Source organism: Bradyrhizobium sp. 138 (assembly GCF_023074075.1).
Taxonomy (GTDB): domain Bacteria; phylum Pseudomonadota; class Alphaproteobacteria; order Rhizobiales; family Xanthobacteraceae; genus Bradyrhizobium.
Map to the genome: position 1 here is coordinate 62,021 of NZ_JADPKT010000012.1, position 25,738 is coordinate 87,758.

A 25,738-nucleotide genomic window follows, 5' to 3' on the forward strand; every position below is an offset into this window, starting at 1 on the left:
CAAGACAGTTCGACAGGATTCTTGAATTGAGCGTCGCCTTTACCAAGGAAGAAAGCGCCGAGACCGCGTCCGAGACGCTGTTGCCGGATCGCCCGATCTCGCCGCATCCGAACCTCGTGACGGAAAAAGGTTTGCAGGCGTTGCAGGCGCAGCTTGCGGAAGCGCGCGCGGCCTATGAAGCCGCGCAAGCCATCGAGGACGTCAACGAGAAGCGCCGGCAATCGGCGGTGCCCCTGCGCGACACCCGCTATCTGACGGAACGCTTGCGCACCGCGCAGGTCGTCCCCAATCCGGCGTCGAACGATGTCGTCGCCTTCGGCAGCACCGTGACCTTCAGCCGCGCTGATGGCCGCGTGCAGACCTATCGTATCGTCGGCGAGGACGAAGCCGACCCGAAGGCGGGAACGATCTCGTTCGTCGCGCCGGTGGCGCGGTCGTTGATGGGCAAGGCGGTGGGTGATGTCGTCGGGGCAGGCGCGCAGGAGATCGAGATCTTGTCGATCGGGTAGCAAAGCGCAGGATCAGTCGAGCATTGCGTGGCAAAGCGCGCCATCGACAGGAGCAATCCCATTCGCCTAAAGCATGATCCGGAACAGCGCGAGGCCGTCGTCTCCGCCAAACAAAGCGCGATGGTTGGATGAGACGGTTTCTGTCGGGAGCGTTGCCGTTCTACGCGCTGGCCGGATTGGCCATGTGCATGTACCTCGTTCTGTACCGGACGAGCCTGTTCGATCTGAACGCGATTGTCCATGGCGCGGCCGGGTCGGCATGGTTTCCGGGCTTCATGTTCGCCTGCGTGCTGCTGGAGGCGATCTTCCCGTATTTCGGCTATTTCCCCGGCACCGCGCTGATCCTGATGTCGGTGACGCTCAATCCGAAGGCCGTGGACGGCTCCGTCTTCATCGTGGCGTGGCTCGCCATCGTGCTGGGCGCCGTTGTCAGCTACGGACAGGCTCGTTTCTTCAGGCCGTTCCTGCAGCGCGTAGCCTCAAAGGCGGCCTTAAGCCGCTGCGAGTCCTTGTTCGATGCCTACGGTCCCTACGCGCGCATTGCGTTGTTCGTTCATCCCAACGCCAGCGCAATGTATTTCACCGCGCTCGGACTCCTCGGCCGCAACCTGACGCGCGAGCTCGCTTATCTCTGCGTGGGTGCCGCGGCCGCCGTGGGCATTCTGTTCATCATCGTGACCAGACTGGTGTCGTCCGTCGGCCCCACCGACGATGGCGAATTGCAGGTGCTGCTGGCCGCCGCGCTGGCCGCCCTCGGGACCCTGGTCGGTCTCTACACGGCGTGGCGGCCAGAGCGGGCGGTGTAGAGCTTTTCGTCTCGTGCGCTACTCCTCCGGCAGCTCGACTCCTGTTAGCTTGCTCAATTGACCGATGAGCGCGTCCTGAAACTTCGGATCGGTCGCTTCACTCGCCGGCTGCTGCTGCGCGAGATGATGCCAATAGCGCCCCGTCACCAAGGCGGCGGGATCCTTGCTCACCGCCAGCCAGGTTTGCGTCCGTTGTCCGGTGTCGATATCGACCGGCGCGCCCGCGCCGCCCATCTTCGTGCGCACCCAGCCGGGATCGACGGCGTTGCTCAGGACTTTTGGCCAACGCCGCGCCAGCGCGAAGGCGAGCGCGACCATTTGCAGCTTGCTCTCGGCATAGGCCTTGGCCGCATCCCAGGGACGCCTGGTCCAGTCGAGGTCGTCGAGCGAATTCTCTCCACCCCGGTGCAAACCGCTGCTGAGATACACCAATCGGCCCGGACGTTCGATCAGGGCCGTCAGCATGTAGGGCGCAAGCGTATTGATGGCCAGAGTTTCGGCATGGCCTTCCGGCGTCGCGCCGCGGCCGGGCCGCGTGTAGACGCCGGCGTTGTGAATGACCGCATCCATGCGTCCGATCGCGTTGACCTGATCGGCGATAGCCTTCGTCTCGGCCGCGCTTCTGAGATCGCCGACCACGATCCCTCGGCAATTTGACTTCAGCGCGCCGAGCGCCTCGGCACGATCGGCCGAGCGTGCGTGCAGCACGATTTGATGTCCTTGATCGAGCAGGGATTGCGCCGCCGCGCGGCCGAGGCCATCGGTGCTGCCGGTGATGAATATGGTCGCCATGCGCTACTCCTGGAATCTGATGGCGAAACGAGCTTGCCGCAGCAAAGTGGCCCCAAGGTGTTGCATGTGGGTCACATCCAAGCCGCCAAAAATCGATAAGATCATGCCCAATTGCATGACACGCATTAGATTCGTGGGGGACGCTGATGAAGAAATTCCTGCTTTCCGTTGCAGCATTCGGACTGGCCTGCACAGGCGCCAGCGCCGCTGATCTGGCGGCACGTCCCTATACCAAGGCGCCGCCGATGGTTGCCGCCGTCTACGATTGGAGCGGCTTCTACATCGGTGTCAACGGCGGCGGCGGATCGAGCCGCAAGTGCTGGGATCTGATTTCTCCCGGAACTGGCGTCATCGTCCCGGAAGGGTGCCACGATGCCACGGGCGGCACCGCAGGCGGGCAGATCGGATATCGTTGGCAGTCCGTCAATTGGGTGTTCGGCGTCGAGGGCCAGGGCAACTGGGCGGATTTCACGGGCGATAACGTCACCACGGTGCTTTTCGCGCCCACCGGTCTTCGCAATCGTTCGCATGTCGAAGGGTTCGGCCTGATCACCGGGCAAGTTGGCTATGCCTGGAACAATGTCCTCCTATACGTGAAGGGTGGCGGCGCGGTCGTGGCCGACAAATACCGTACCAACGACGTCGTCACCGGGCTGGAATTCGATCGGGCCAGCGAAACGCGTTGGGGTGGCGTCGTCGGCGGCGGCGTTGAATTCGGCTTTGCTCCGAACTGGTCGCTGGGCGTGGAGTACGACCACATCTTCCTCGGCCATCGCGACGTCACGTTCGCCGGTACCGGCAGTTTTGGTGGCGTGGCCGCTGGCGCCTTCACCCGCAGAGAGCGCATCGGCCAGGATATCGACATCGGGCTCGTGCGATTGAACTATCGCTTTGGAGGGCCCCTCATCGCCAAGTACTAAGGCGGGGGTGATGTGGCCGCGCAGAGTTTCTGGCGCGCAGGCTGCTTTCTGCTGAGGCACCACCATGCCGGTGTTTTGCCCGACAGGGCAAACAGGTGGATTCGGGAAACCGTAACCCATTGATCCGACTGGCGTCGGCTACTGTGCATGGGTTTTCGATATTTTGATTTGGACGGCCCCAAAAGGCTGGCAGGCGTCAGCAATCGTCGGGACGGGGTAATGAATGGTGGGCGCACAAGGGATCGAACCTTGGACCTCTCCCGTGTGAAGGCGGAGGCCGTATTCAGAATAGCCTACAATAAAAGGGTATTCTGAGCACTGACGGCCTGCTGCACACATTTTGCACGCCGTTAATTTCGGAAATTTAGAAGAAGATGGTCGTTGCCTCGATCGGGAGAGGTCTGTCGACGTTCCCGTGATGTCTTCGGCGAGCCTGAGCTCAAAGTCTGCAAGAGCGGCATTCTGCTTAGGCCCAAGGAATGGGGGGCAGAAGGCAGACTATTTGTAGTCAATTCGGATGTTGCCGACGCTTTCGTCGTGCCTGATAAAGCCTCGCTCGCGCCCGGGCATAAGAGCGATTTCGACGACTTCATTCTCACGCCAGCTGGACAGCACTTCGGCGTTACCAACGAAGCCGAGGAATGCATGGTTACGGTCGGGCGAAAAGGGCCGGTCCATCGGCGCGATGCTCGCATACATTGAATCCGGTACCGTAGCGTTGCACTCCTGCCTGAAAACATACACGGCCTTGGTGCCGTCGGGCGATCGGGTCGAACTCAGGATCACGTTGCGGCAGTCGGCGAACGCTTCGAGCGCGTACCAGATTAGGCCAAGCATGGCTGCGATGCCCATGCCGACCACCGCGAGGATCGCGATCGCGATCCGTAACCAGAGTCCCCGGGTTCGGAGGGAGAGGGCCATCAAATGAATAACGATAGTCGACTACCCGTGACCTCGGCAGTACAGGTATTGCAGATATGGCGGCGGATGTCCGATCTGCTATCTTGGATCCCTTGTCGAGACGGATGATCCGATGGAAACGAATCTAAAATCATTCAAATCGGCCAGAAAGTTCTCCGTATTTAGCTACGGAATAAGCCGCGGACCTCTGTTGCTCAGAAGTGGAAAGACTGATGAGCACCATACCCGCATCGACGTGCTCATCAAAGACGTCCGTGCGTTGGAACTTCGATCTTGGTTTGAAGGTCTTGAAATAAGTGAGGTGGATCGAAATTATCTCCGTGATTTCCCAAGTAATCCGCTTGAGATGATGGAAGCCGGTCTCCGAGTTTACGCCCTATCAGGGAAAGGATGGCATGGGTTTGTTGTTGGAGGCAACTTTTGTGTCCACGAAGATGATGCAGACTTTATGGCCCCAAGTGAGTTATTGCCCGCGTCGGACACGGGCGATGAGATAGACAGATACGGGCGTTATATCGACCCAGCTGAAGCCTACCAGCAATTCATGCTCAAGCTCTTTGACGTAGAGGAAGAGGCGCGAGAGCTAGCCTATTCAAAAGAGGCGCTCGCTCGCCTTCACGAAGCGCGGCTCGTGTTCTTGGCTGAGTTCAAAGAGAAGTTTCCCGGATACGGAAAAGGCCGCGCTGTCTGGAATAGACCACTCGTTCTGTAACCTACCAAGGCGTTAGGCCGCCTGGGTTGTCTGTTGAAAAACGCTCGACGAGGCTTTGGCAGTGGCGTTCGCCAAATCCGCGGGCCCAAGCTTCCTTCTCGTCGATCTCCGGCTGAAGGGCGTCCAGCGCAGCTGCCTGCCAATGCTTTCTCACCTCACCAAATGGTAGCGCGTCTGTCTCGGAAACAATGCCAACAAAAGGCAGCAGGTCGGCGTCGTGCTCATCGAGTCGTGCTGTTGTGCCAGCCGCAATAATTTTCCGCGCGCCCGCAAGGTACGAGAGCTTTCCAGCCAGCATGTCTTGCGCGGCTTTGACTATCCTGCGACGGGCCGCCAGAATCTCAGTTTCGTTCCAACTCATCGCGCTATGCACCGTTGGCTGGGGCTTTTATCAGCGATGTCGCCTATTTATGCCTTCGTGGCAATGTCAGTCGGATGCTTGATTTCCGGTTGCGAGAGCAAGGCGGACGTATGCGGCAAGGGAACCTTCAGCGCTCTCGAAATCTAGGCTGAATGGTGGGCGCACAAGGGATCGAACCTTGGACCTCTCCCGTGTGAAGGCCAGTCCTGCCATTGATGCAATTGGCGAATTTCCAGGCCGGGTCAAATTCCCCGTCTTTTCCCCTGATCCTGAAAGGCCTCCCAAATCCGGATCGGGTCCAAGAATGACGTCGCGATCTCTGACGGCCTTGGCAGTCTTGGAGGGCCGCCGGGGACGGTGCCCGTCCCCCGGCGACGAGCCCGGCGAGGATCTGAGCACCGCCGCACTGGCCGCGGTGATCGATCTCATGACCGAGGCTCTGGGGGGGCGGCTGGGCGGCCGCGCTGGACCTATCCCAAGCTGGACAGAGACGCTGTGCCGCATGGCTTCCGGTCGACCTCCAAGGACTGGTGCACCGAGCAGACTGGCTACCCGAATGAGATGTCCGAGATGGCGCTGGCGCACACCGTGCCCGACAAGGTGGAGGCGGCCTACCGCCGTGGCGATATGCTGGAGAAGCGGCGGCGGATGATGGCCGATTGGGCGGCGTTTGTGCCGGCAAACCCGTGGAGCAGGGCGTCAACGTGGTGCCCGATGAGGGCTTAGGCAGACTCGTGGATCGCCGGTGATCGTTAATGGCTTCTAAATGCTGAAAGAAAAAATAGTTATCCCGACAATTCACAGGTTGGCCGTGAATCACTATGTTATCGGTAACTCCCTAGCCTGACGCCACCGCCTAGGCGGTGGCACCCACCCCAAGGTGGGGATCGATTCTTCGATCTAGAGGCTAGGGACCACCCTTTCATTTTCGCAACTTGCGGGGCCAGACCGAGAATTTAGCCTCTCGCTTCGTGCCGTTTGTGACATTGGCAATGCCGGCGCGCTTCATGATGTATTTCGCCAGCGCCACCTTTGCAGGGTTTGCATCAGCAGCTTTATCGTGGCCATTCAGCTGGTAAGCGATTGCGCCGATCAGAATGTCGGCGACCTGGAGGGCGATTGTCTTCTTCGAATCGCGGAACTGACAACGCCTGACCGGCCAATCTCTCGTATCGCCACGTTTTCGAGCGCCGTGACAAAGGATCTGCCGTAGCTCCTCAGGCGAGCTCTTTGTGTCGCGGTAATCCGGATAGATGTGGAAATAAGCTTTCGAGTAGAGTTGGCCGATTTTGTTCACGAGCTGATACAGCTCCTTGTTGAAGCCGATTTCGCTATCGCCATCGTTGTACTTCTTGTGGTTTTGCTGCGTCGTGTCGACGAAAAGCGAGTGAAAATGCCATCTGTCCTGATTATCAAAAACCACATCCACCATGCGCTTGTAGGCTGCTAGCTTGGCTTTTGAGATTTTTGCCCATTTTGCCTCGCCTTGAGGTAGTTCCGGTAAACGGGCTTTTTTGATCGCCTCGATCAACTCGGGTGTGTCTAGCATGCTGACGACAATGGCACCCAAAACCAGATAACGATGTTTATTCTGGCTGCTTTCGTCAGCGTAGATTTCGATAATGTCATCTGGTTTGGCAGGAAGACGCATAGCAGGGGCCGGTCCGCGAAAATCGCCGCATTGCGAGAATCAAAGGTGCTGGATGAGCAGGATTGGACACCCGGGCGCCGACTCGACGCAACAAACAGCGTAGGCATTCGGCCAAGTTACGAACAGGCGCCTGCCTACTGATTAGTCGGAGCGATAGCCTTTCGAGTGGTCGATTAGCCAGGTCATGGCGGTGCTTACTGCGACTTCCGTACCCTGGATTTCCTCGATCCTGCGCTCCCAGGCCTTCTCACTTTTGAACCTAGCGAGCGCCCATCGGACAGTTAGCCACGCGATCAGGAGAGCCCCACAAAATTGAAGGGCAAGCTTAGAAAGCTCTTGAATGAGAGAATGATCCACGATGATGTTGATCTGGATCAGCCGGAAGATACGGACTTGATAAGCCCGCCTGCGATTCCCCCGATCAGATCGCCGATGCTGGACCAGCTCGAGCCGCCTCCGGCATCGGCTTCACGGATTTGCTTCTCGACGGAGTCGCCTCCAGCGAGCTGCTGCTTCACGATTGATAGGCCCTTCGCCGTAAGCTGAGCTGCGGCTACATACACCGTACCGTCCATCGTCTGGCTGACGTTTTTCGCGCGAATGATGCCTTCATCAAGCATCCAACGAATGACAGCTTCGAATACCTGCTTATCCTCTGCTACGCCGAGGAAGCGCTCGACAGCGCGCGAATCGATATTGTGCGTCATCAAGCCAGTTGAAACGAACTTTGCCGTCACACGTCCGACAACGGCCATGTGCCGTTCTAACATGTTGTCCATCGGAAGCTCCTAAGTAACCACAATCCCGCACCCGGAGAGCCCGCGCAAAGGCCCTTACCGCGGCGGGCTCAGCGGAAATTCGAACACCGGTATCCATCGCTCGCCTTCGACGATGCCGGCAGCCCAACGAGAGAAGGAAACAAATGATCCTGTATTCGGAATGTTTTCCGTCATTCCGGTGACAATATTGATTGTAACAACGTCGATCCTGCCAAGGGCGGCAGCTAGGTAAAACGATCCGCCAGCGGTGATCAGATTTCCCAACGGCACTTCATTTCCAAACGTCACGCTAGTCGGATCGCTGCGGAGCAGAAGTGGCCGCGTCAATAAGATAGTATGAGGCAACCCGGCAGTTGCCGCCCATGGCAGACGATCGCCGCCTTCGCGGGAAAACACGATCGCGGCTGTATGCCCGCCTTCTTCTTCTTTGCTCCAAATAGCGAATGCCGACTGCTTTCCATCATGGAAGAAAAAGCAGTCGCCCGGAATTAGATCCGCCCGCCTCGCTGCAGTGCCTATCGCTTCAATCTGCACGGTTCCTACCTCTTCGGAGAATGAAATACGTTTCGAATCGTGATGCCTGGATCGCGTTCACTTCAGTCCGCGCTTTTTCTTCTCGCTACGAAGCATCTTCTCGAATGCCTCGTCCCATCCTGTTCTGTGAGGCAGCCGATCAAATTTTGCGTCGGTCCCTTTGAGAAGTTCAAGCCGTGAACGCTTGGAGATGTCCTCCCAATCGTCATAGAGCACGTACAGCGCGTTTCCGTACTGAACGTTCTCGAAAACGACGAGGTCATCAGCAAACTTGGCTCCAATATACGAGCCGAAGCCCCCTGCACCCTTCAAGAAGGCTGCTGGGTTCAGTTTCGAAAACAGGCGAACCCGCTCGTCGATCTTGCTGCGAATCTCGCTGCGGATCGTTCCGCCACGTGTCAGGCGCTCGACAACTTCCGCCGCATTCCCGGGAGGGAAAACTTCCCAATCCAGAGTTATGGTTTTGATATAGTCGGCGATAGGGGTAACGCTGCTCACGACGCCCGCAGCTCCGCAGTTTTCCTGCAGGAGGTTGAGCATGAGCAGAAGTTCGTTCTCGAAACCCGCCGCGGCTCGACTGAGCTCTTGTTTCACGCGCAGCAAGACGGCGCACGCTCCGGCTGGATTCACCCTCAGCGTATGCGCAACAATCGAATAGAAGCGAGGCTCTTGGAATTCACGTTGATAGACCTCCCGCACCCGATAGTGCGTGTGAGTGCCATATCTGGATGCATCGCCGAAGTTTGGAGTTTCCCAAAAATAGCTTTTAGTAGTCTTTGGCAGATCATGGCGGATGACCTCCCATCCGTTTCGGTTTCGATCCGAATACTTGCCCATGTCGGCCGCAGGGATCGTCTCATGCAATTGGCCTTCTGCGCTCGGAATGCCTAGCTGCTTTAGCGGTTCAGCATTGATCTGATCTGGAGTGAACGTCTTGGTTACGCCGACGAAAAACACGTCAGAATGAAATGCCGCGATCTGCTTCAGGATGTGGTCGGGGGCCGCCTTAAGGTTACGCTTCCACGGTACCGCGCGCAATTTACTCGCCATTGGTTTTCCATCAGGTGATTCGCAATGGCCGAAATGATGACACGCAGAACGGGTGGCGGCGGCAATAATCGCGCTTATCCCACCTATTCACAACCTTTATTGCAACGGTCGAGACAAACCAAATGAAGACGAGAAACATCTTCAAGGGGGCCGCCCTTGCCTTCGCAATTGCACACTCCGCCAACGCCGATGAGATCCAGAGAATGACGGTGGCTGAATTGTCGGCGAGGTGCACAGCACAAAATACTGAGACACAAGCTTTGTGCCTCGGGTTGGCAACAGGAGTGCTCAGCCAGCTTCAGGCCAATGGCAACTTCTACATGGGCGGACGAATGAGTGAGGAGGCGAGAAGTATCCTGCAACTCGCGGGAGCGGCCTGCTCACCCGTCGAACCTAAGTTAGCCCTCATGGCCTTCATCAACTGGTCAAAAATCCATCCAGAGAAGCAAAGATGGAACGGACTGAGCGGACTTGCGAGCGCTATCCAAGAGGCTTGGCCTTGCAAGGAGCATCTTTGATCGCGCAGATGGCGAGCGAAAGGGCCACCTATTCCCAAGCCCAGCGAGCAGAAGGTGCTGCGGTCACCCGGGTTGATCATCATCAAGAATCTATCGAGAAGAGCATCCTCCCGCGCCCCTCGACTCCACCATGCCTGAAGGATCGACCTCCGATCTGCAGGTCTGGAATGTGACTTCGTCGCGGAGAAGCGCCATCGTGTCTATGCAAGATGGCTTGCGCGGCCGGTCGCAATAATATGACTGCGCAAAAGCCGACCCGCTACAGAGCGCACAGCATAGCGCGACGCTTGCGAACATCTTAGCATGCATCCCTACCCCACTTTCTTGCCGGAAGTTGTCCCATCTACCCTAACCGATGGCGCAAGGGCCTTCAGTCAAACAGTGGCCACGACACTCAAACGTTTAGAAGCAGCGCGGGCTACTCATCATCTTTGAGATCAGAATCATTCAGGAGATCAGACGCGGAAATCCCTGATGCTTTAGCGGCAGCGAACGCCGTATCGCGTCGGGCTTCCATTGTACCGCTGATGACAATGAAAAGTCCGACGATCACAAGGGCAAATCTCAACCCGCCGTTCAACCCGACAGATACTGATCCGATTTTGATTGTGGCTTTTCCTCCCGCCGGGTTGGCGTTCTTTCCCCAATCGTTCTGGAAAAACACCGCCAGAAAAGCAAGAGAGCTCCCAAGTGTTAACTTGGTCCAGGCGAGAAGCGAGAAGGAAAGAAATATTCCGATGACGCCAAGCACTTCAGCCGCAACGATAAAGGTCTTCATGGCATGCTCCGCAATCAAATCAGAAGCAATATTGACCATCAAACCGCAACCGGCAGGCGAGTGCAATAGTTCAGAAGGGCATTTGCACGTAGAGCGATAGCCTGCATACTTGGCCGATCCCGGAGAATCCGCCTTGCCAGCCTACCTCGTTCGCATCATCGAGACCCGCGACCTCGTCGGCATCTTCGTCGCCGATGATGAGGACGATCTCGAGCTCGTGGTCGATGAGTGCACCGATGTGTCGGATTGCGAGTACGTCGAGCTGCCTGCTGGCGGCGTCATGTGGGAAAGCCCGGCGAAGCCTGTGCCACTCGACCGCGGTGATCCGGAAGATGATACGTCGCCGATCGAGGAGCTTCCGTGGACCGGCGCCTCTCTGACCGAGGCATGGTGGTTTGTCATCTACGGGCGAGCCGACGTGGAATGGACCGCCATTTGAGGCGGATCTGCCGCGGCCGCATCGGACCGAACCGCTCTCTCCGAAGCCGAGAAGCCCGGGCAGGGTCATCCCGTTCAGGAAGCGGGACAACGGCCTCTGACGGCATCCCGTGGTGCCCATGATCATTCGAAATCACGGCGCCTGCGACGAGCTCCTGCTCGGCGTCTGAAGGAAATGAACGCTCTAATCACATACCCAACCACGATGCCGCCGATGAATGCGGCCGCCAGCAGCCAGAGTATAGTGAAACCCTCCATGGCAGCGGAATCCCATGTTGCCCAGCCGGAGATGCCGCGCGAGCCCGCTGCCCTTTTATGCAAGACCCGGGCGGCTTGGGCGAGCCGGAGACCTTCTCCCGCTCCTTGAGATTCTAAAGTATTTTCACGAGGTCGAGCAGATACGGGGTGGCTGCTGATGAGCGAGCCGGGGCTCAGCTACCGCTCTTTGGCGGATTGCTCCGAAGACGCGTCCTTTCGCCGCCGAAAGAGCATTCCAAGAGTCCCGATTGTCGTCAGAACGATACCGGCAATGATGAGCCAATGAGGAAGCTGAAGCTGCATCAACCAATTCTTCATGTCCGGTCTGGCCGGTCCCGTCGGATTTTTTGAAACTCCTCTGGCCCTTTGACGAGTCGCCGCTTACGGCTGACTTGGGCCTCTGGACTGGCTGTCGTATCGGCGATCTCGTTGATCGCATCGGCCGCTAGTTCGCGAGCGCGTTGCTTGGCATCTAGACGTCCCTTCGTGCCTTCGCTTTTGCCCGAACTTTCGATCTTGATCCTAAGGCCAATCGCAACGAGCCGGCGAATAGCATGCGCTCGGGTGAGGGTCTTGTCGCGTGAGGATGCGATCCAAGAATCGATCGCCGCGAGCTCGGAAGGATGCCAGCGCTCGCCAACCTGGATGCCCTTACCAGTCGGCGCCGGGCCGCGCTTTTTCTTGGGTACCACGCTTGTCTTAGCCATAAACTATGGTACCACAGAAAACAGGCTGAGGGGAAGCAGGACGTCCACACGAACGGACGCTCTAATGCAACACCCGGCGAGCCTCGGCGAGCCGCACCTTTTCTCTCAAGTTCTCGAGCTCCTGGAGCATCTTCACGAGATCGGGCAGAGGGCGCGCCCGCTTCAGAATCGGGGTCTCTTGTCCCATCGCTCTACGCCTCCATGACACGCTGACGGCGAGCCCATCAAGGCGCACGCAGGCAAATTTTCCCCTGCATTGGGAATTGCCTTTTTAATCAACTCGGCTGAGCAGGCCAGTGCGCGTAGAAACTGAGCTAAAGCCGCTTCAGTGCACGGGACCGAGGCGTTGGTACTGGCAATAAGTCCGCTCGCCGGGCCTCGGCGCTGGCCATAGTGTGCTTATAGCGGTCTGCCGAGTCCGGGTCCTTCCACCGCCCGGTCCGGGTGAGGCCGTACGTATCGAGGCCGCCATAGCGGTGCATCCAGGTCCCGTAGGTGTGGCAGAAGATGTGGAAGCCGCGCATGCGCCGCGGCAGCACGACGCCGGCGCGGTCCAACGCGAGGTAAAGCATCTTGTAGAGCCGGCCTCCCTTGCAGAACCGGAAGAGCTTTTCGTCCGGATGGCGCTCGAGGAATGGCACGCCGGCGCCTGACCTGCTGCGGCCGGCGGCCCCGTTTGCCAACACCACCCCGGAGGCTTTGCGAGGCCTCTCAGGGCGTGGGGGCTGTTTCCGGAAGGCTTCGACCACGATCGGCGGGAGATGCACCGGGCGGGGCTCGCTGTTCTTCGTAGCGCCAAGGTAGAGCAGGGCCTGGTCGAGCCGGAGGCCTCGCAGGAGGGCCTCTTCCGTGGCGTCGCCGAGCCGCATGCCGGTGTAGAGCAGGGTCAGGCAGAACAGGCCGAACTCCGCTTCGATGCCGTAGGCCTCCCGGATCACAGCGAAGGCCTGGTCCGGCTCAAGCCATTCGGTCGCCTTGCTGCCACGCCAGCCCTTGGGCCGCTTGATCTTGAGCTCGATCCCAGCGTGCTTCAGAACGGCAGAGACCGGCGTGTAGAACTGGCGGTTGAGGGTAGTCGCAAGAGCCAGGGGGTAGACGCCGCGGGCGGCATTGTCGATCGCCAGCTGGTCAATCTCGGCAAGCGGCTTGTCGCGTAAAGCGTTGTCGCCGGTCGCCTCGATGATCCTCCCGAGGAATTTTGCCTCTCCGCCTGCCTTCAAGTAGGCGAGGGTGGCGTCGGCGAACGTTGGCGGCTTGGGCGCCTCGGCTACTTCCTCGCGCTTCCGATACTCACCACGTTCGATTGCCTCCTTGATGCCTTTGAGGACCCGCTTGGCGACCCGAAGTTCAGGAGTGCCCGCAGTTCGCTCAACGTAGACTCCGAGGTAGGTGCCGCGGATCTCGTAGTTGGGCGTTTTCCCTTTGCGGGGAGGGCGGAGGCTGAGGGGCATGGCTTTGGCAGCGCCTCCTTGAGGCGGGCGAGGTCCTCGGGGAAAAATAGCTTACGCCGGCCGAACGGTCGGTAAAATGGGTTTTGTTTGATGAAGTCCTGGAAGATGCGACGGCTTACCCGGAAGAAGGCCGCGGCCTCATCCAGGGTTTTCGGTTGCTCGGTTGAGGGTTCGACCAATCGCGGCCTCGTTCAGGCCGGCAGGGACTTGAAGATGGCGACTGCAGTGGCCAGGACGGCAAAAACACAGATCGCGCAAGTCAGCCATTGGGTTCTCAGGATTGCCCTGAGAGACCGCCCAGTCTCTCCTCGAGCTTCCATCGCTGAGTGGACCAACAAATCAAGTTTCGCTTCGACCGGATCGTCCGTCATCGACTGGTACTCCTACACTATGATCATTCTGATCGCCGAAAACGAGCGCCAGGCCGTGGGCCTGAGAGGCGCTTTCACACCTGATCGCCGTGAGCCGGCACTGATAGTCGCCACTGCTGCCGGCGGCCTCCCGGACCACCGGAACGCCTTTGAGCACCCTTGTGCCCCAGCCCTCCGGCTGAGCTCGGTCCGGCCAGATGCCAACCACCACGTCATGGCCCGCGATAACGGAGCGAAGCGGCCTCATGAGGCCGCTGTTCTCGTCGGCCAACGTCACAAGGTCAGCGAGCGTCATTTGCCGCATCGCAAAGAACCAGACCTCAGGCGAACAAGCGGATCGTCGCTGCCACGTTCTGCATGATCGCCTGCAGCTCCCAGCCATCTGCAGTAAAGCAGTGCTCGCTCTCACCGCGACATACAAATTCGAGCAATTGAGCAGCTTCATTGAGATCGCGCGGCTCATATTCGATGATGGCGGTTTCAGCCTGCTCAAGGGCGCGGAGCGCCTTCTGTTCTCTACGTTCGGCAGATCGTTTGCCCCTCGGGATCGATCTGGCGATTTCGTTCTCCTGGCGCGCGTACTCCTGGCGATAGCTGGCGAACCGTGCGTTGATTCCGTCGCGCTCGTCCTCCGTGGCCGCGTCCTTCAGCGCCCTTGCGTGGTCTCGATCGATCTCCTCAATCGAATTGTAGAACCAGTCACGAGGTGGAATGACGGAAGGCTCCTCGCCTTCCGTGAGAATGGTGATGGCCTTAGTGGAGCCGCCGCGAACCCTTGGCGTTCGCTCCTGCTCGGTGGGGAATTTGGCAATTGCATCGGATGCTGCTCTCACCTCGCGATCTGCAGCCCAAAAAGTATCGAGCAGCTGTGGAAGTGATGTCAGGGTGGGGCAGGCGAAATTGATGACGGGGATCGAGGTTTTCGTCTGATGCGCAAGTGCCATTGTCACAACTCCCGGTATGAACGGGGACATCATGATGGAAAAATCCATCATGTCAAGCCTAGTGACGGAAAAATCAGTCAGGCCGGTAATTCCCGCGTTAGTTTGACCGCTATGCCGACCAGGCGCACCATTGGCCGGTCCAGCAAATTGCCCGCTAAAAAGCGGTCCTGCTGTTTCTCAGAGATGATGATTGGCTTTGAGCTCGCGCCCTTCTCTCCAACGGTTAGGTGGAGCTCATTTCCGACAAACTGGACCTCTCGGGCAGTCGTTTCGATGCCGACGTGATCTTCAGAGTCGAATGCATGAGGAAGGTGCCGTTCGACCACGACAATCGCGCCCGTTCTAAGACTCTTCAGGGCAGCGGGCGGAACCGCCAGCAATACATCGTTGGGCTGGACGTGGATGTGCTCCAACGTCGTGTCGTTGATAAGAAAGCCGAGTAGGTCAGCTGCTTTAAATCTCGGGTCCCGTTCCGTGAAGATAACCGGGTTGTATTTCGAATAATCGTAGTCGGTACCGCGGATCGTTCCCAGTTGGGCAATCCCAACAACCTCGACCCGATGAACATCTTCACCCTCGTTTAGCTGCTCGCCCCATTCGATAGCTGGAGCCTCGGCCAATCGCCCTGGTGGGTCCCCGGTCAGGTATGAAAGCGAGCATTCTAGGGGCTCTGTCAGTTTCCTGAGCGTATCTAAGCGAGGATTCTGTGATTTGCCTGTCAGGATGTCTTGGAGAGCCGACCGGCCGAGGCCGGCCTCAAGGGAGGCGGCGGAGGCGCTTTTCCCGAGGAGATCAAGGCGCTCCTGAATTCGTTTCGCAATTTCGCTCATGAAGGACTTATCCATCATGAGTCTAGAAGGCGCAAAGACGGAAAAATCCATCAATCGCTTGACAATGACGGAAATATCCATCATAAACAAAGAATGGAAAAGCTGCTTCGAGGCCATCTGTTGGCACTTGCCACTCGGTACATAACGAGCACTGGCTGCGGACTTTCGACTCTCGCTCGCCGCTGTCGAAACGACAGCGGCTTCTTCGAGCGGCTGCAGAGGGCCGATGGATCTTTCACCGTGCGCACGTTCGATAAGGTTCAAGCTTGGTTCGATCAAAATTGGCCTGATGGATGCGACTGGCCGGGAGACGTGACCCGCCCCATTGCAGAGGCCGCTGCCCCGTCCGTTAGTGGAGAGGAAGGCCAAGGGATCGATAGTAAAGCTGGCCATGCTGGCGAACCAAATTGGCATCCCATTCCCGGAACCGAAGTATCGCAGCAACTCGAAGGACTTCTCGCTCCGTCCTCGGAGTCGGATTTGCGCGGTGCCTCAACATCATTAGTCGTTTCCTCTTCCGATCAGAAGCGGCGCCAGTGCGCCAACAAGAAGTAGTCAATCGCGGTCCGTGCCGTCGCCAAACTGAACGGTCCGCAACTAATTTGAGTGCGCCGACACATCTGCGCTCCTCCTAAACATAGGAGCATAGGTGATGTCGGAAATTCGGGATAAGGCGTCTTTAGCGATGACCAGTGAGCTTGCTCTGCAAGAGGCGTCTACGCTGATCCGAGAGCTGGCGGGGAGGGGCCCCGCGGGCGAGAGCGTCAAGTCTGCTTTGCGTCGCGTAGGACGGCAACTCAAGGATTGGTCTCCCTCGCGAGTTCGTGACGTTTGGTATCAAGATTGCCGCGTGAGCATCCGAGGTGAGGAGCTCGAGCAATTGCGGGCGCTCACAAAGCGGCGCGCCCAGGACAAGGCGGATACGGATGCACTCGCAGAATTACGAGCCAGGATCTCCCGTCTCGAAGCGCTCTTGGAGGGCTCGGATCCGTCGTTTCATGGCCCGCATCTTTCTGCGCTTGGGGAGATCCGGCGCAAAATGGGCTGAGTCTGCCGCTCTCTGGATTGATCCTTCACTACGGTCCGAATCCTAAGCCGAAATCGGGCGGCGAATTGTCCGCCCGGTCACATTGAATAGGAGAGTACGCATGCCTACGCGAGAGGTGGGGGCGCCGGCTATTGACGCCAAAACCGTAGAAGTCCCTGATGATGCCCAATCCGTCTACGATGGGCGCCGCCATCTTGGCTGGACTGTTCAGCGCGGCAAAGTGTTTGAGGCAATCCGATCGGACCGTATCACCCTCGGTAACTTCGATACGATTTTGAGGGCCAGGAACGCCGTTTGGTGCGGTGAGGGGGAGGCCCATGGCTGAGGTCGTACCGTTTCCAATAACACGCCGGCGGACTTTCATTGCGCGCCAAGCGCAGATCGCCGCGGGTATGAGGCAGGAAGCTGGCGAGAGGTACATCCAGCACCAGCTCAAGACGCAAGCGCAAACAATGCGTCGCAGAGGCGTTGACGAGGAAGTTATTTCGCGGGAGCTCCGCTGCATGGATGCAGCGATCCGGGCTAATCCTTTTCTATCGATGCCCACGCCCAAGGGGCGCGCATGAGGGCGGCCATCTCTGCAGTTGACGACGGAGCCGATGCGCAGCGGCATAAGCGTAAATTCATTAAAAGGGATGGCTGCCCTGCCACCGCGTTAGTCTGGCGCGGACCTCGAGCCAAGAGCGTCGCACTCCGCAAGTGGCGAGGCGGTGTGAGCCGGGAATTCTCTGCGCAAGCGTCCTGCCTGCGCGTTGCTTGGATACTGGAGTGGCTGTTTGGGAAAGACGGCTTCGCTTTCCCGACGGACGCTTTCATTGCGCGTGAGACCGGAATGGCGCTTAAGCATGTGCAGCACGCTCTAACAGCCCTGGACCGGGGCGGAGCTATTGTTCGGGCAAGCGTCTTCATCAATGGGCGTCCGCAGAGAAGAATATGGCCCTGCTCTTTAGTGATACCCCCCGATGTCGGGGGTACCGATACCCCCAAAGAGGCATCTGAGATACCCCCGAACTTCGGGGGACAGATATCTCAAGAAGGAAAGCGCTATGGTCAACTGCATCTGTCCAGCACAGTTCTAGAGGCCCGCAGGGCCGCACAGATCAGAGAACAACGGTCCATCGAAAGGATGCGCGGCGAAGGCGCGCAGGCCGTAGGCCCGGCGGAGCCGTATCCTGGGCCAAGACCCTTGCCCCAATGACTGAAGTGTCAAGTGTTGGTGGGGAATCGTTGGGCGCCGACGGGCGTCCACGAACACTTCAAAGCCACATCTTCTAGCCCGCGACCCGACAGTCGCTCTTGGAAACTGAAAACAGCAATGAAGCACTATTCGGATTGTGCTATTTACAATGAACCGGCGCTACCGCGTGGCGAGTGCGATTGCGGTGGGCTAGAGTTGGCACACGATGCGAGTCATGACACGGTCGTTTCGACGATAGCCGGGGCGCGGAGCTGCGGAGGCAACATTGGTGATGTTGGCTCCTCTGGCCTCATCCAGCCTCAGAAGCTTCCAACCGACGGGCTCATTGCTGACGCTGCCACCACTTGTCTGCCAGACGCGCATAACCGCATTTCCGTCTTGGGTGAAGCCGACGGCGTGGACCTCGACACAACGGAAGTATCCGTCGTAGCCAAGCTCTAGAACGCAACCCTTCGAAAGCGCTTCACAGGCTGTTTGGACCCACATTAGTTATACCCGTTGCCTCTGCCTAACGACATGCGCCTCGACCACATTCAGTTGCAAGTCGTGTTGATCACTTGGCCGTTGACGACGCTGGTGCAGTTGGTCTGCCGGTTGGTGGGCATTTGATACACGGGCGTTGGCTGCGCGTTGTTCTGCCGTTGCATCTCTAGATAGGCGCCCAGCGCGGCGCGCCTATTGGCCTGCCTATGGTTGTCTAGACTGACACGACATTGGATGTAAGCATCGGAGCCCGGCTTGGCGCCGTACGAATTGCATTGTGCGTCGTCCCCAGAAGCGATTTCGGCAGCCTGTTGTGCCTGGTACTCGGCACATCCAAACAGTACCAGGCTCAGCCCCGCTGCAATCCAAATGCGCATGGTGCCCCTCCCTCAACCGGGCCGATCCTCCGCTACCAGCTTGCATAAAGCAAGAGGGCTGGCGAGCCGGTCAGCTTGGGCAACCGAGGAAAGCGGTACAGAAGCGCTTCTTGGCGCAATGATCCACTCTTGTTGCGTTCGGCCTCGGCGCTGGAGGAATTGAACCAGAGCATTGGCCTCTCTATATTTGCGTCATGTGCAGCACATGACGTGATGTGCCACGGAGCCCTCGATCGCGGCTTAAAGCGACGTAGTTCTGCACGTACCGCGGCCTCGTGCTCCGCCCCGCCGCTAGGGTCAAGTGCGTTTGCGCCCGCCAATTCCTCACAGCTCGGGCGAGTGAGGTCCCACAAAAATCCTAATTTGGCAGGTGCGCAGAGCACGCGTGCCAATCGTGTCTGGACCACGCATGAGCCCCGAGCGAACCATCCATCTAAACATTCTTTTGCAAGTACGGGCGACTGAAAATTTGACTGCGGCGCTCGATCGCGCGGCCGGTCAACGGCTCACGTCGCGAAGCGACTACATCAGGACTGCGGTGATCGATCGCCTTCAGCGCGACGGCTTCGATCTCAACAGTTTGCCCGGAGCAGCGTGATGCGTCGCTCCCATCGCTTTTGGCTTTTTTGGCTCGCGCTCGCTGTTGCTTCCGCAGCCGTCTTCGCCTTTGGCCTCGGCGAGAGGGGGGCGTTCGACTCGTCCTTCTCTCCGGCCTTCGAGACGGGACGCTGACAATGTTCAACGCCCATCTCAGACTAGCAATCGGCTTTTGCGTCGCAGGTTCGCTGCTTCTGGCTCTGCCCGTCCAAGCCCAGAAGACCAAGGCTCAGCTCAACACAGAAGTCGGAACGACCTTTCCCGATCAAACTTCGGGGCAGATCACGCCATCCGGCGTTCGGACGTTTCAGAACGACGTGATCAACTCGATCATGCCGACGGCACCGGTGGGCAACAACAACTTCGCCAGCTTCGACGGCACCACGGGGCTTCTGAAAGACAGCGGAATCTCTGCCAGCAGCCAGTTCGTCGCCAATGCGAATATCATTCCCGGGGCGGCGAACACGTTCAAGGGCTCGTTGAATGGGTCTGCGACCTCCGACATCGCGCTGACTGCCTGCACGCTCACCTACCAGATCACGAAGTGGGTAGCCGGCACTGGCTGGCAGTGCGGGCTCAACCCGGTGCTGCCGTCGCGCGCTGTAGCCGCCACGTTGAACCTCGCGGCCTTCCAGGGCATCACCACTCAGGGCTATTACACGGCTGGTGACGGCGGCGGTGCCACCTATTATCTCCGTAATTCGTCCGTCCTTGCTTACAACATCACTCGCGTTGGCGCTTGTGCCAACGGCACCTGGCCCGGAGTGAAGTTCAATGGAGGTTCGGGCACGGGGGTCATCGCCACTGTTGTGTGCTCCGGTGGGGTTGCAACGTCGATAACCTTGGCTGGCATCGGCTCTCAAGGCAACGGTTACGCCGTGGGGAACGTCCTTACGGCTTCGTGCGTGAATATCGGCTCCTGTGCAACCGCGCCCCAGATAACGGTGATTTCCGTCGGCAACGGAACGCTGGTCGACGCATTCACCGCGACGTTCAGCACGGCGAATGTTGGCGCCGGCTGCACGAACGGGACCTACTATGGCGTTCAGCCAACCGGCGGCGTGGGGGACCGCTTGCTGGGCATCGCGGTCATCACGGGGGGCACGCTCTCATCATTCACGCAAACCACGCCAGGCGGCGGTTACAAGATCGGCGACCAACTAACCCTCGGCTCCATCCCCGGCTGCACCACGGCCCCGGTCATTCAGGTTGCCACCAATACCGCGACGCTTGCCAGCTTCACGGACGGTGGCGGCAATGCTGTTCAGTACAACCCCAGCGACGTAATCAACGTCAAACAATTCGGGGCCATCGCTGACTTGGTCACGGGGACCGATCCCGATGCTACCGACAACGGCCCGGCTCTAAGGGCGGCGCTGCAATACGCTAATATCGGCAGCAGGTCAGCAGATACGCCTGGCGGCTGGAGTGGCGGCACAGTCCTAGTTCCCCAAGGCAGCTACCTCGTTTGCAATGGTGCCGTTGTCTACAACCAGACCACTCTGACCGGCGTCGGCTTTGGTTCGTCATCCATAAAACAGTGCAACTCTGACACCGCTGGGCAGAACTTCATTACCCTAGGCGATCCACAAAGCCGCCTGGGTAACTTCGAGAACAAGATCCGGGACATGACCCTATTCGGCGGCTTTGGATCCGGCAGCGCCTACATGGTCTATTCGAACAACTCACAAAGCGGCGATAGTCTGGTCCATGTTGCGATCCTTGGCGTCAGTCGCGGCTGCGTGAAATACGAGATCGGATATGGGGGGCAGTCGGAGTTCGGCATCCACAGCTCGTGGTGCGTCCCTAACCCAACCTATTTCACCAGCGGCGGCCCGTCGTTAGACCTGTCCGGCAACTTCGGTTTCGTCATTGACGGCCAGACCCACATTTCAGGAGCGTCCGCAGGCGGTGCCGGCGTTCGGTTCGGCGACGGTGGCACAAACTTCGTCAACGGCCTGCACTGTGAGGGCTCGGTTACCAACTGCATCTCGATCAATGGTGCAGGCGCGTCGCCCCCGATGACCACGATTATCGGAGCGCTCGGTCCGGCGACCAACCTGATTAATATTGAGACGGGCACGCCGGCCAACTTCACGACTGTCATTAATGCGCGGCCGAGCGGCGCACCCTGTACGGTCTACAATCAAGGCACAGCAACTTGCGTCAAGACCGGCAACCAGCTCGGCTTGGCGACGTACTAACGCGGCCCAAGAGTTTGTGAAGGCTTGAACATGGCAGACTACGGACAGATTAATACGTCGCTTTGCCCGGAGGGCATGAACGCGACACTGTTTGAGCTAAGCAAGGATCTTGAGAGAGCCCACCAACCTATGGACTTGCCGCCGCTCCAGCGAGTGATTGCGATCAATCGGCTGGCCCCGGCCACTCGTGAGTACCGGCGGCAACGCATCTTGTCTCCGGTCGCTTCAGTTGGCCAGAGCGATCGGCCTTCTGGCCACGATTCCGACGATGAGTGGAATCGCAAGGAAGACGCTCGTGAGCGTAGGCTGCGTGAGCGGCAGTAGAGAACACGCTGATGCCCGGACAGATGACTAGTGACGATATTTTTGATCGCTACTCGCGCGGCGCCGCTCGAGCCGCTCCTGCATCTGTCGGGATAGATGACGATATCTTCAGCCGATATGAACGCAAAACGGAAGAGTTAGCCTCCGACAGGCCGAATGGCCGGATTGCTGCGCGGCCTCGCCCTCGAGGGGATAAGCTCGACATGTCCGGTTTCAATAACAGGATGGCGTCGAGCATTCCCGTCGTCGGGCCGCTTTTCGACAAGGCGACGGCTGCCGCCGGCGCGGCCATCCAGCCTCTGATGAGCGAAGATGCTCGCAAGAAGACGTTCGGCGAGCGCTACACCGAAAATCTGGCCATGCAGGACGAGGCAAACCGTCGTTATGCAGAAGAGCGGCCGGTTGCCTCTACCGCTGCTGACATTGCGGGTACCGGATTGCTGCTCGGTCCTGCGTCGCAGACTGCACTTGGCGCTCGTATGATGGGTCTCCGCGGCAATTCCCTGGGCGCACGTGTATACCAGGGCGCAGCCGGTATGGGGGCTCTTGAGACGACCAACCAACTGTTAAAGGGCAACAATCCGCTCGACCAGGGCTTCCTGGGGCCAGTGCCTATCGCCGCAGCAGGTGGCGCTTTGGGGCCGATGTTCGGTGAGGCGATTTCCTCAGGCGCAAACCAGCTCATGCAGTGGCTTCCGCGTCGAACGGGCGAGCTCGCCGGAGTCAACTCGGTTGGTCGCAACATGCTTGTGAACACTCTGGAAGGTGAGACGCCAGCGTCTATCGCAGAGGCGCGCCGCAGGTTTGGCAGTTCCGGCATGCTCGCGGACGTCAATCAGGCGACCACCGACCTCGCTGGCGGTCTCGCCGATATCCCGGGGCATCACAAGCAGATTGTCCGTGAGGCTTTTCGGCAGCGCGCAGCGGGTCAGGGAAGTCGCATTATGCAGTCCCTCGATCAAAACACGGTACCTTACGTTTCCGTCGCCGACATGACGAGGGGCATCGAGCAGGCCCGCGCCACCGGCGCGGATCCGCTGTACAACCAATTCCGTACAATGGCCGTGCAGCCCACCAAGCAGGTCAAGGCGTTGATCCCCCGGTTAGAGAAGGCTGGCGCGTTCGACCTCGCGGAGGAACTTTCCGGCATTTCTGGCAACCCGATCAACCGCAAGTTCTTTACCGGTGGGCCGCAGAAGGAATTTCCGACGGCCGAGACCTGGGACTATGTCAAGCGGGGATTGGATCGCCGCATTTCTCAGGCTCTGGACAAAGGCAAGCCGGACAAGGAGCTGGCGAGGGAGCTGCTGAACCTCAAAGGTGAGCTCCTGGCGGAAATCGATAAGACGCCGGCCGGCAAGGTCTGGCAAAAGGCCAGGGAGACGTATGCCGAGCACTCCGAGTTGCTTCACCAAATCGAGGAGGGTCAGAAGACCTTTGCCCGAAACACCCGATATGACGAGCTGGCACATGAGCTGATCAACCTTTCGACACCTGAACGCGCTGCGCGCCTGCAAGGTGCGCGGGATGCGATCCAGCAAGTAATAGAGAACAGCGTTCGAGGCGATACGACCGCGCGCAATATGCTGCTGACAAAGGCCGGTCGACAGAAGCTCGAGTTGCTCTTCGGAAAGAAGCGCTCCGACCAATTGGTCGCCGACCTTGAAGCCGAGGTTCTCGGCAAAGGGAAAGTCGAGAATGTCATTGGCGGCAGCCAAACCACACCAAAGCGGGAGCGGGTAGGCGCGATGCTCCCGGCGCCCAGCGAGATGGGATACGTGTCAAACCTGGATTTCACCAGACCAGCGTCGTTCATCCCAGAGTGGATGAAGCCTCAGACGATTATGGAGGGCGCTAGAGCGCAGCGCTACTCGGATGCTTACAGTCAGATAGCGCCTTTGCTCACGCGCAAGATGGGCGCGCAAGATTTCAACGCTTTGACACAAGAGCTTCTAGCCGATCGTTCAAGGTTGTCTGGTCTTCAGAAACGTCTTGATCAAGCGGGTCAGGCTGCGACTCTCGCCATTGGCGTATCCGGTCCAGCTCTGCGAAATAGACTTCTTGACGACGTTGATACTCAAGGATCGCGTTCGCAATCCCGGAGATGACGTGGGTGAAGACCAACACACCGAGGGTGCCCAGAACACTGCTCTCGAAGCCAAACGCGCGCGCGGAGGCCAGGAGTGCGAAGGATAGGGCAAACGCCGGGATGGCCACGCGGCCAGTTCGCGTCAGTATCGGTTCTCGGGTCACGGGCCTGTCTCAAGCCTCCGCATGCATGTCGGCCTTCAGTCCTGAAGATGTAGCCAGGTGAATGGAAGGTCAATTGCTCGCCTTCGCAAAAGGCGTCGGAATTATCCGACATGGGCGCAAGATCAAACGTAATGAGGAGACAGAATGTACGCCAATCCCCAAAGAGCGCTCGCTGACCGGCTGAGCGTTTGAAGGATGCCGCCAGTGGGCAACTCAAGCCGCACTCGTTCGCCGGGAAGGCCGAAGGAGGGATCGGTCCGGCCGAAGTCCGTTCGCTCGCGCCAAGTGAAGGCGATCCAGCCAGCTTCTCCGGTGGCGTCCGAGCAGCAACGGGAAGAGGATCCCATTGGCGCCATGCCGAAGACGTTGCTTTTGGATCTGCACAAGGTGCTTAGAGGCGCCCTCAAGCCCATTGGCGGATCGAAGGCAGACGACTGGAATGAAATCGTCGCCAGTCAGGCCATATCGACCCTGTGGAAGAGTGGCGACCTGGCGACCGATGTCAAACGCGAGGAGGGCGTTTTAGTCGGCATGCTTTGCATGAAGCCCCAGGACGAGTTCGAGGGCATGCTCATGGCGCAAATGATCGGGACGCACAATGCCGCCATGGAGTGCCACCGCCGGGCAATGCTCCCCGAGCAACCCTTTGTCGGCCGCTCAGAGGCGCTGACCCAGGCCAATAAGCTTTCCCGGACCTTCGCAACCCTTCTGGAAGCCCTGAACCGTCACCGCGGCAAAGGCCAGCAGAAGGTCACAGTTGAGCATGTGCACGTCCACGCCGGCGGCCAGGCGGTGGTTGGAGTAGTGGAGACCCAGGGGCCCGGGGGGCTCAAGAAATTGGAGGAACAACCCCATGCGGTGCGGAGCGAAAACCCGGAGCGGGAAGCCCTGCCAGTCGCTCGCGATGCCTAACGGTCGCTGCCGCATGCATGGTGGGCCATCGCCCGGAGCTCCAAAGGGCAACAAGCACAACTTCAAGCATGGGCATTACTCGGCTGAGGCAATCGCAAGGCGGCGAGAGGTATCTGCGCTGATGCGGGCCGCGAGAGAACTGATTAGGAGCGTAAGTTGATGCAGCTGGATCCGGACAGAGCGTCTCAGGCCGTCCAGGCTCGACGGAAGGGCAGGAAGCTGGCACGCTATCCGCGAGTGCTGGAGATCTGCGCCGAGCTGGGTTTGGAGATCCTTCCAACGAACCAGCGCCTGCAAGCAGGGCAAACGAAGGCCGAGTCGGTACTTCATTCACTCTACGAGGATCATGGCGAAGGGCACTTTGTGCTGCTTCTTCGGACACTCCTGGAGACAGAGGGTAACTCTGTCCATGTGAATGACTTCGTCTTGCGTGGGTTGAGCGATGTAATGCTGGCCCACCCGGAATGGCCTCAGAAAGGCTTGGCTTGGCTGGAGGCTTTCGATTCAATCGACCTTGGCGAGATACGCGCCCAAGCCCGAGCGAACCGCCAGGCGGTCCCGCAGCGTCATGGCGTGGCCGCCGGACTATTCCGGGAGCTGGCGAAGATCTTCATCCAACCGCCAAAGCCGGAACGGCAGAGGGCGGAGAAGAAGCTGCCTCGGTCGGTTACACGCGTTGCTGAGAACCGCGCCAAGATCGAACTGGGGCGGGAGCTTCTGGCCCTCCGGGCGCAGACCCCGAACAATCGCAAGTTCGGCGAGCTCGTGCGGAAGCAGTTCGACATAGAAGCGGCCAAAGCGTCGGAAGCCATGCGGGTATGCCGGCTCTATGTCGATCGGGAGGAAATTACCTCCAAGCTTTCATGGCGGACCCTCGTTGCCCTTTCGGCCTTAACGCTGCCCCGGGATGCCCGCAATGATCTTGAGGAGCGCATCCGCTCCGGAGAACGCATAGCTATATCTCAGATTTCGAGGGTCGGCAGAAATTGAAGCGACGGATGTTCTGTCCGCC

At 59.0% G+C, this 25,738-nt stretch carries 27 protein-coding genes; 13 read left to right on the top strand and 14 right to left on the bottom strand.

The features are described 5' to 3' along the window. Positions 1-26 precede the first annotated feature (26 nt). Positions 27-509 (top strand): transcription elongation factor GreA, encoded by a 483-nt coding sequence (gene greA / locus IVA79_RS08075; RefSeq protein WP_247551647.1) that lies wholly within the window; start codon positions 27-29, stop codon positions 507-509. 128 nt (positions 510-637) lie between these two features. Continuing rightward, positions 638-1,315, top strand: coding sequence for a hypothetical protein (locus tag IVA79_RS08080; protein ID WP_247551649.1), 678 nt, complete (start codon positions 638-640; stop codon positions 1,313-1,315). 18 nt (positions 1,316-1,333) lie between these two features. On the opposite strand, the gene IVA79_RS08085 is transcribed toward IVA79_RS08080, so the two are convergent. Further along, positions 1,334-2,107: an SDR family NAD(P)-dependent oxidoreductase gene (locus tag IVA79_RS08085; protein ID WP_247551651.1), complete on the bottom strand. Its 774-nt coding sequence runs from the start codon at positions 2,105-2,107 to the stop codon at positions 1,334-1,336. 146 nt (positions 2,108-2,253) lie between these two features. Between IVA79_RS08085 and IVA79_RS08090 the strand changes: the two genes are divergently transcribed. After that, positions 2,254-3,027, top strand: coding sequence for an outer membrane beta-barrel protein (locus IVA79_RS08090; RefSeq protein ID WP_247551654.1), 774 nt, complete (start codon positions 2,254-2,256; stop codon positions 3,025-3,027). 498 nt (positions 3,028-3,525) lie between these two features. Here IVA79_RS08090 and IVA79_RS08095 read toward each other — a convergent pair whose 3' ends face one another. After that, positions 3,526-3,948, bottom strand: coding sequence for a hypothetical protein (locus tag IVA79_RS08095; RefSeq protein ID WP_247551656.1), 423 nt, complete (start codon positions 3,946-3,948; stop codon positions 3,526-3,528). A 112-nt stretch (positions 3,949-4,060) separates the two neighbouring features. Here IVA79_RS08095 and IVA79_RS08100 point away from each other — a divergent pair, with 112 nt between their 5' ends. Next, positions 4,061-4,660 (top strand): hypothetical protein, encoded by a 600-nt coding sequence (locus IVA79_RS08100; RefSeq protein ID WP_247551658.1) that lies wholly within the window; start codon positions 4,061-4,063, stop codon positions 4,658-4,660. 1 nt (position 4,661) lies between these two features. On the opposite strand, the gene IVA79_RS08105 is transcribed toward IVA79_RS08100, so the two are convergent. Beyond that, entirely contained in the window at positions 4,662-5,021 is a 360-nt protein-coding gene (locus IVA79_RS08105) for a hypothetical protein (RefSeq protein WP_247551660.1), read from the bottom strand. A gap of 495 nt (positions 5,022-5,516) precedes the next feature. Between IVA79_RS08105 and IVA79_RS08110 the strand changes: the two genes are divergently transcribed. After that, on the top strand, positions 5,517-5,747 hold the full coding sequence (locus tag IVA79_RS08110; RefSeq protein WP_247551662.1) for a hypothetical protein: 231 nt from the start codon (positions 5,517-5,519) through the stop codon (positions 5,745-5,747). Positions 5,748-5,943: 196 nt separating this feature from the next. Here the strand turns inward: IVA79_RS08110 and IVA79_RS08115 are convergent, their stop codons facing one another. From IVA79_RS08115 to IVA79_RS08130, 4 genes are all read right to left on the bottom strand, one after another. Further along, positions 5,944-6,672 carry a DUF3800 domain-containing protein gene (locus tag IVA79_RS08115; protein WP_247551664.1) on the bottom strand — a complete coding sequence of 243 codons (729 nt, stop codon included), beginning with the start codon at positions 6,670-6,672 and terminating at the stop codon, positions 5,944-5,946. A 374-nt stretch (positions 6,673-7,046) separates the two neighbouring features. Next, positions 7,047-7,451 carry a hypothetical protein gene (locus IVA79_RS08120; RefSeq protein ID WP_247551666.1) on the bottom strand — a complete coding sequence of 135 codons (405 nt, stop codon included), beginning with the start codon at positions 7,449-7,451 and terminating at the stop codon, positions 7,047-7,049. 54 nt (positions 7,452-7,505) lie between these two features. Then, a complete protein-coding gene (locus tag IVA79_RS08125) occupies positions 7,506-7,985 on the bottom strand; it encodes a hypothetical protein (RefSeq protein ID WP_247551668.1) in 480 nt (159 codons plus the stop codon). A 57-nt stretch (positions 7,986-8,042) separates the two neighbouring features. Beyond that, positions 8,043-9,035, bottom strand: a complete 993-nt coding sequence (locus tag IVA79_RS08130; protein ID WP_247551670.1) for a hypothetical protein — start codon at positions 9,033-9,035, stop codon at positions 8,043-8,045. A 122-nt stretch (positions 9,036-9,157) separates the two neighbouring features. Here IVA79_RS08130 and IVA79_RS08135 point away from each other — a divergent pair, with 122 nt between their 5' ends. After that, entirely contained in the window at positions 9,158-9,553 is a 396-nt protein-coding gene (locus tag IVA79_RS08135; RefSeq protein WP_247551672.1) for a Rap1a/Tai family immunity protein, read from the top strand. 418 nt (positions 9,554-9,971) lie between these two features. Here the strand turns inward: IVA79_RS08135 and IVA79_RS08140 are convergent, their stop codons facing one another. Further along, complete coding sequence (locus IVA79_RS08140) at positions 9,972-10,331, bottom strand: hypothetical protein (RefSeq protein ID WP_247551674.1); 360 nt, start codon at positions 10,329-10,331, stop codon at positions 9,972-9,974. A 109-nt stretch (positions 10,332-10,440) separates the two neighbouring features. Here IVA79_RS08140 and IVA79_RS08145 point away from each other — a divergent pair, with 109 nt between their 5' ends. Continuing rightward, complete coding sequence (locus tag IVA79_RS08145) at positions 10,441-10,770, top strand: hypothetical protein (RefSeq protein ID WP_247551676.1); 330 nt, start codon at positions 10,441-10,443, stop codon at positions 10,768-10,770. A gap of 571 nt (positions 10,771-11,341) precedes the next feature. On the opposite strand, the gene IVA79_RS08150 is transcribed toward IVA79_RS08145, so the two are convergent. The 6 genes from IVA79_RS08150 to IVA79_RS08175 form a co-directional block, all read right to left on the bottom strand. After that, positions 11,342-11,719 (bottom strand): hypothetical protein, encoded by a 378-nt coding sequence (locus IVA79_RS08150; protein WP_247551678.1) that lies wholly within the window; start codon positions 11,717-11,719, stop codon positions 11,342-11,344. A 329-nt stretch (positions 11,720-12,048) separates the two neighbouring features. Beyond that, the gene (locus IVA79_RS08155) at positions 12,049-13,185 is read right to left on the bottom strand and encodes a site-specific integrase (RefSeq protein WP_247551680.1); all 1,137 of its coding nucleotides are present in this window, start codon (positions 13,183-13,185) and stop codon (positions 12,049-12,051) included. A 691-nt stretch (positions 13,186-13,876) separates the two neighbouring features. Further along, the gene (locus IVA79_RS08160; protein WP_247551682.1) at positions 13,877-14,551 is read right to left on the bottom strand and encodes a hypothetical protein; all 675 of its coding nucleotides are present in this window, start codon (positions 14,549-14,551) and stop codon (positions 13,877-13,879) included. 26 nt (positions 14,552-14,577) lie between these two features. Continuing rightward, positions 14,578-15,744 (bottom strand): helix-turn-helix transcriptional regulator, encoded by a 1,167-nt coding sequence (locus IVA79_RS08165; protein WP_247551684.1) that lies wholly within the window; start codon positions 15,742-15,744, stop codon positions 14,578-14,580. 2,365 nt (positions 15,745-18,109) lie between these two features. Continuing rightward, complete coding sequence (locus IVA79_RS08170) at positions 18,110-18,436, bottom strand: hypothetical protein (RefSeq protein WP_247551686.1); 327 nt, start codon at positions 18,434-18,436, stop codon at positions 18,110-18,112. 32 nt (positions 18,437-18,468) lie between these two features. Then, on the bottom strand, positions 18,469-18,609 hold the full coding sequence (locus IVA79_RS08175; protein ID WP_247551688.1) for a hypothetical protein: 141 nt from the start codon (positions 18,607-18,609) through the stop codon (positions 18,469-18,471). 236 nt (positions 18,610-18,845) lie between these two features. Here IVA79_RS08175 and IVA79_RS08180 point away from each other — a divergent pair, with 236 nt between their 5' ends. The 6 genes from IVA79_RS08180 (at position 18,846) to IVA79_RS08200 (ending at position 25,716) form a co-directional block, all read left to right on the top strand. Next, the gene (locus tag IVA79_RS08180; protein WP_247551690.1) at positions 18,846-19,034 is read left to right on the top strand and encodes a ribbon-helix-helix protein, CopG family; all 189 of its coding nucleotides are present in this window, start codon (positions 18,846-18,848) and stop codon (positions 19,032-19,034) included. A gap of 136 nt (positions 19,035-19,170) precedes the next feature. Continuing rightward, positions 19,171-21,237 (top strand): hypothetical protein, encoded by a 2,067-nt coding sequence (locus IVA79_RS08185; RefSeq protein ID WP_247551693.1) that lies wholly within the window; start codon positions 19,171-19,173, stop codon positions 21,235-21,237. 347 nt (positions 21,238-21,584) lie between these two features. Further along, positions 21,585-23,669: a hypothetical protein gene (locus tag IVA79_RS08190; protein WP_247551695.1), complete on the top strand. Its 2,085-nt coding sequence runs from the start codon at positions 21,585-21,587 to the stop codon at positions 23,667-23,669. A 499-nt stretch (positions 23,670-24,168) separates the two neighbouring features. Beyond that, the gene (locus tag IVA79_RS08195; protein ID WP_247551697.1) at positions 24,169-24,726 is read left to right on the top strand and encodes a hypothetical protein; all 558 of its coding nucleotides are present in this window, start codon (positions 24,169-24,171) and stop codon (positions 24,724-24,726) included. Beyond that, positions 24,668-24,886, top strand: coding sequence for an HGGxSTG domain-containing protein (locus IVA79_RS36880; RefSeq protein ID WP_276577467.1), 219 nt, complete (start codon positions 24,668-24,670; stop codon positions 24,884-24,886). Before IVA79_RS08195 ends, IVA79_RS36880 begins: the two co-directional genes overlap by 59 nt. Next, the gene (locus tag IVA79_RS08200) at positions 24,886-25,716 is read left to right on the top strand and encodes a hypothetical protein (RefSeq protein ID WP_247551699.1); all 831 of its coding nucleotides are present in this window, start codon (positions 24,886-24,888) and stop codon (positions 25,714-25,716) included. The genes IVA79_RS36880 and IVA79_RS08200 overlap by 1 nt, the downstream gene beginning before the upstream one ends. The last annotated feature ends 22 nt before the right edge of the window (positions 25,717-25,738 follow it).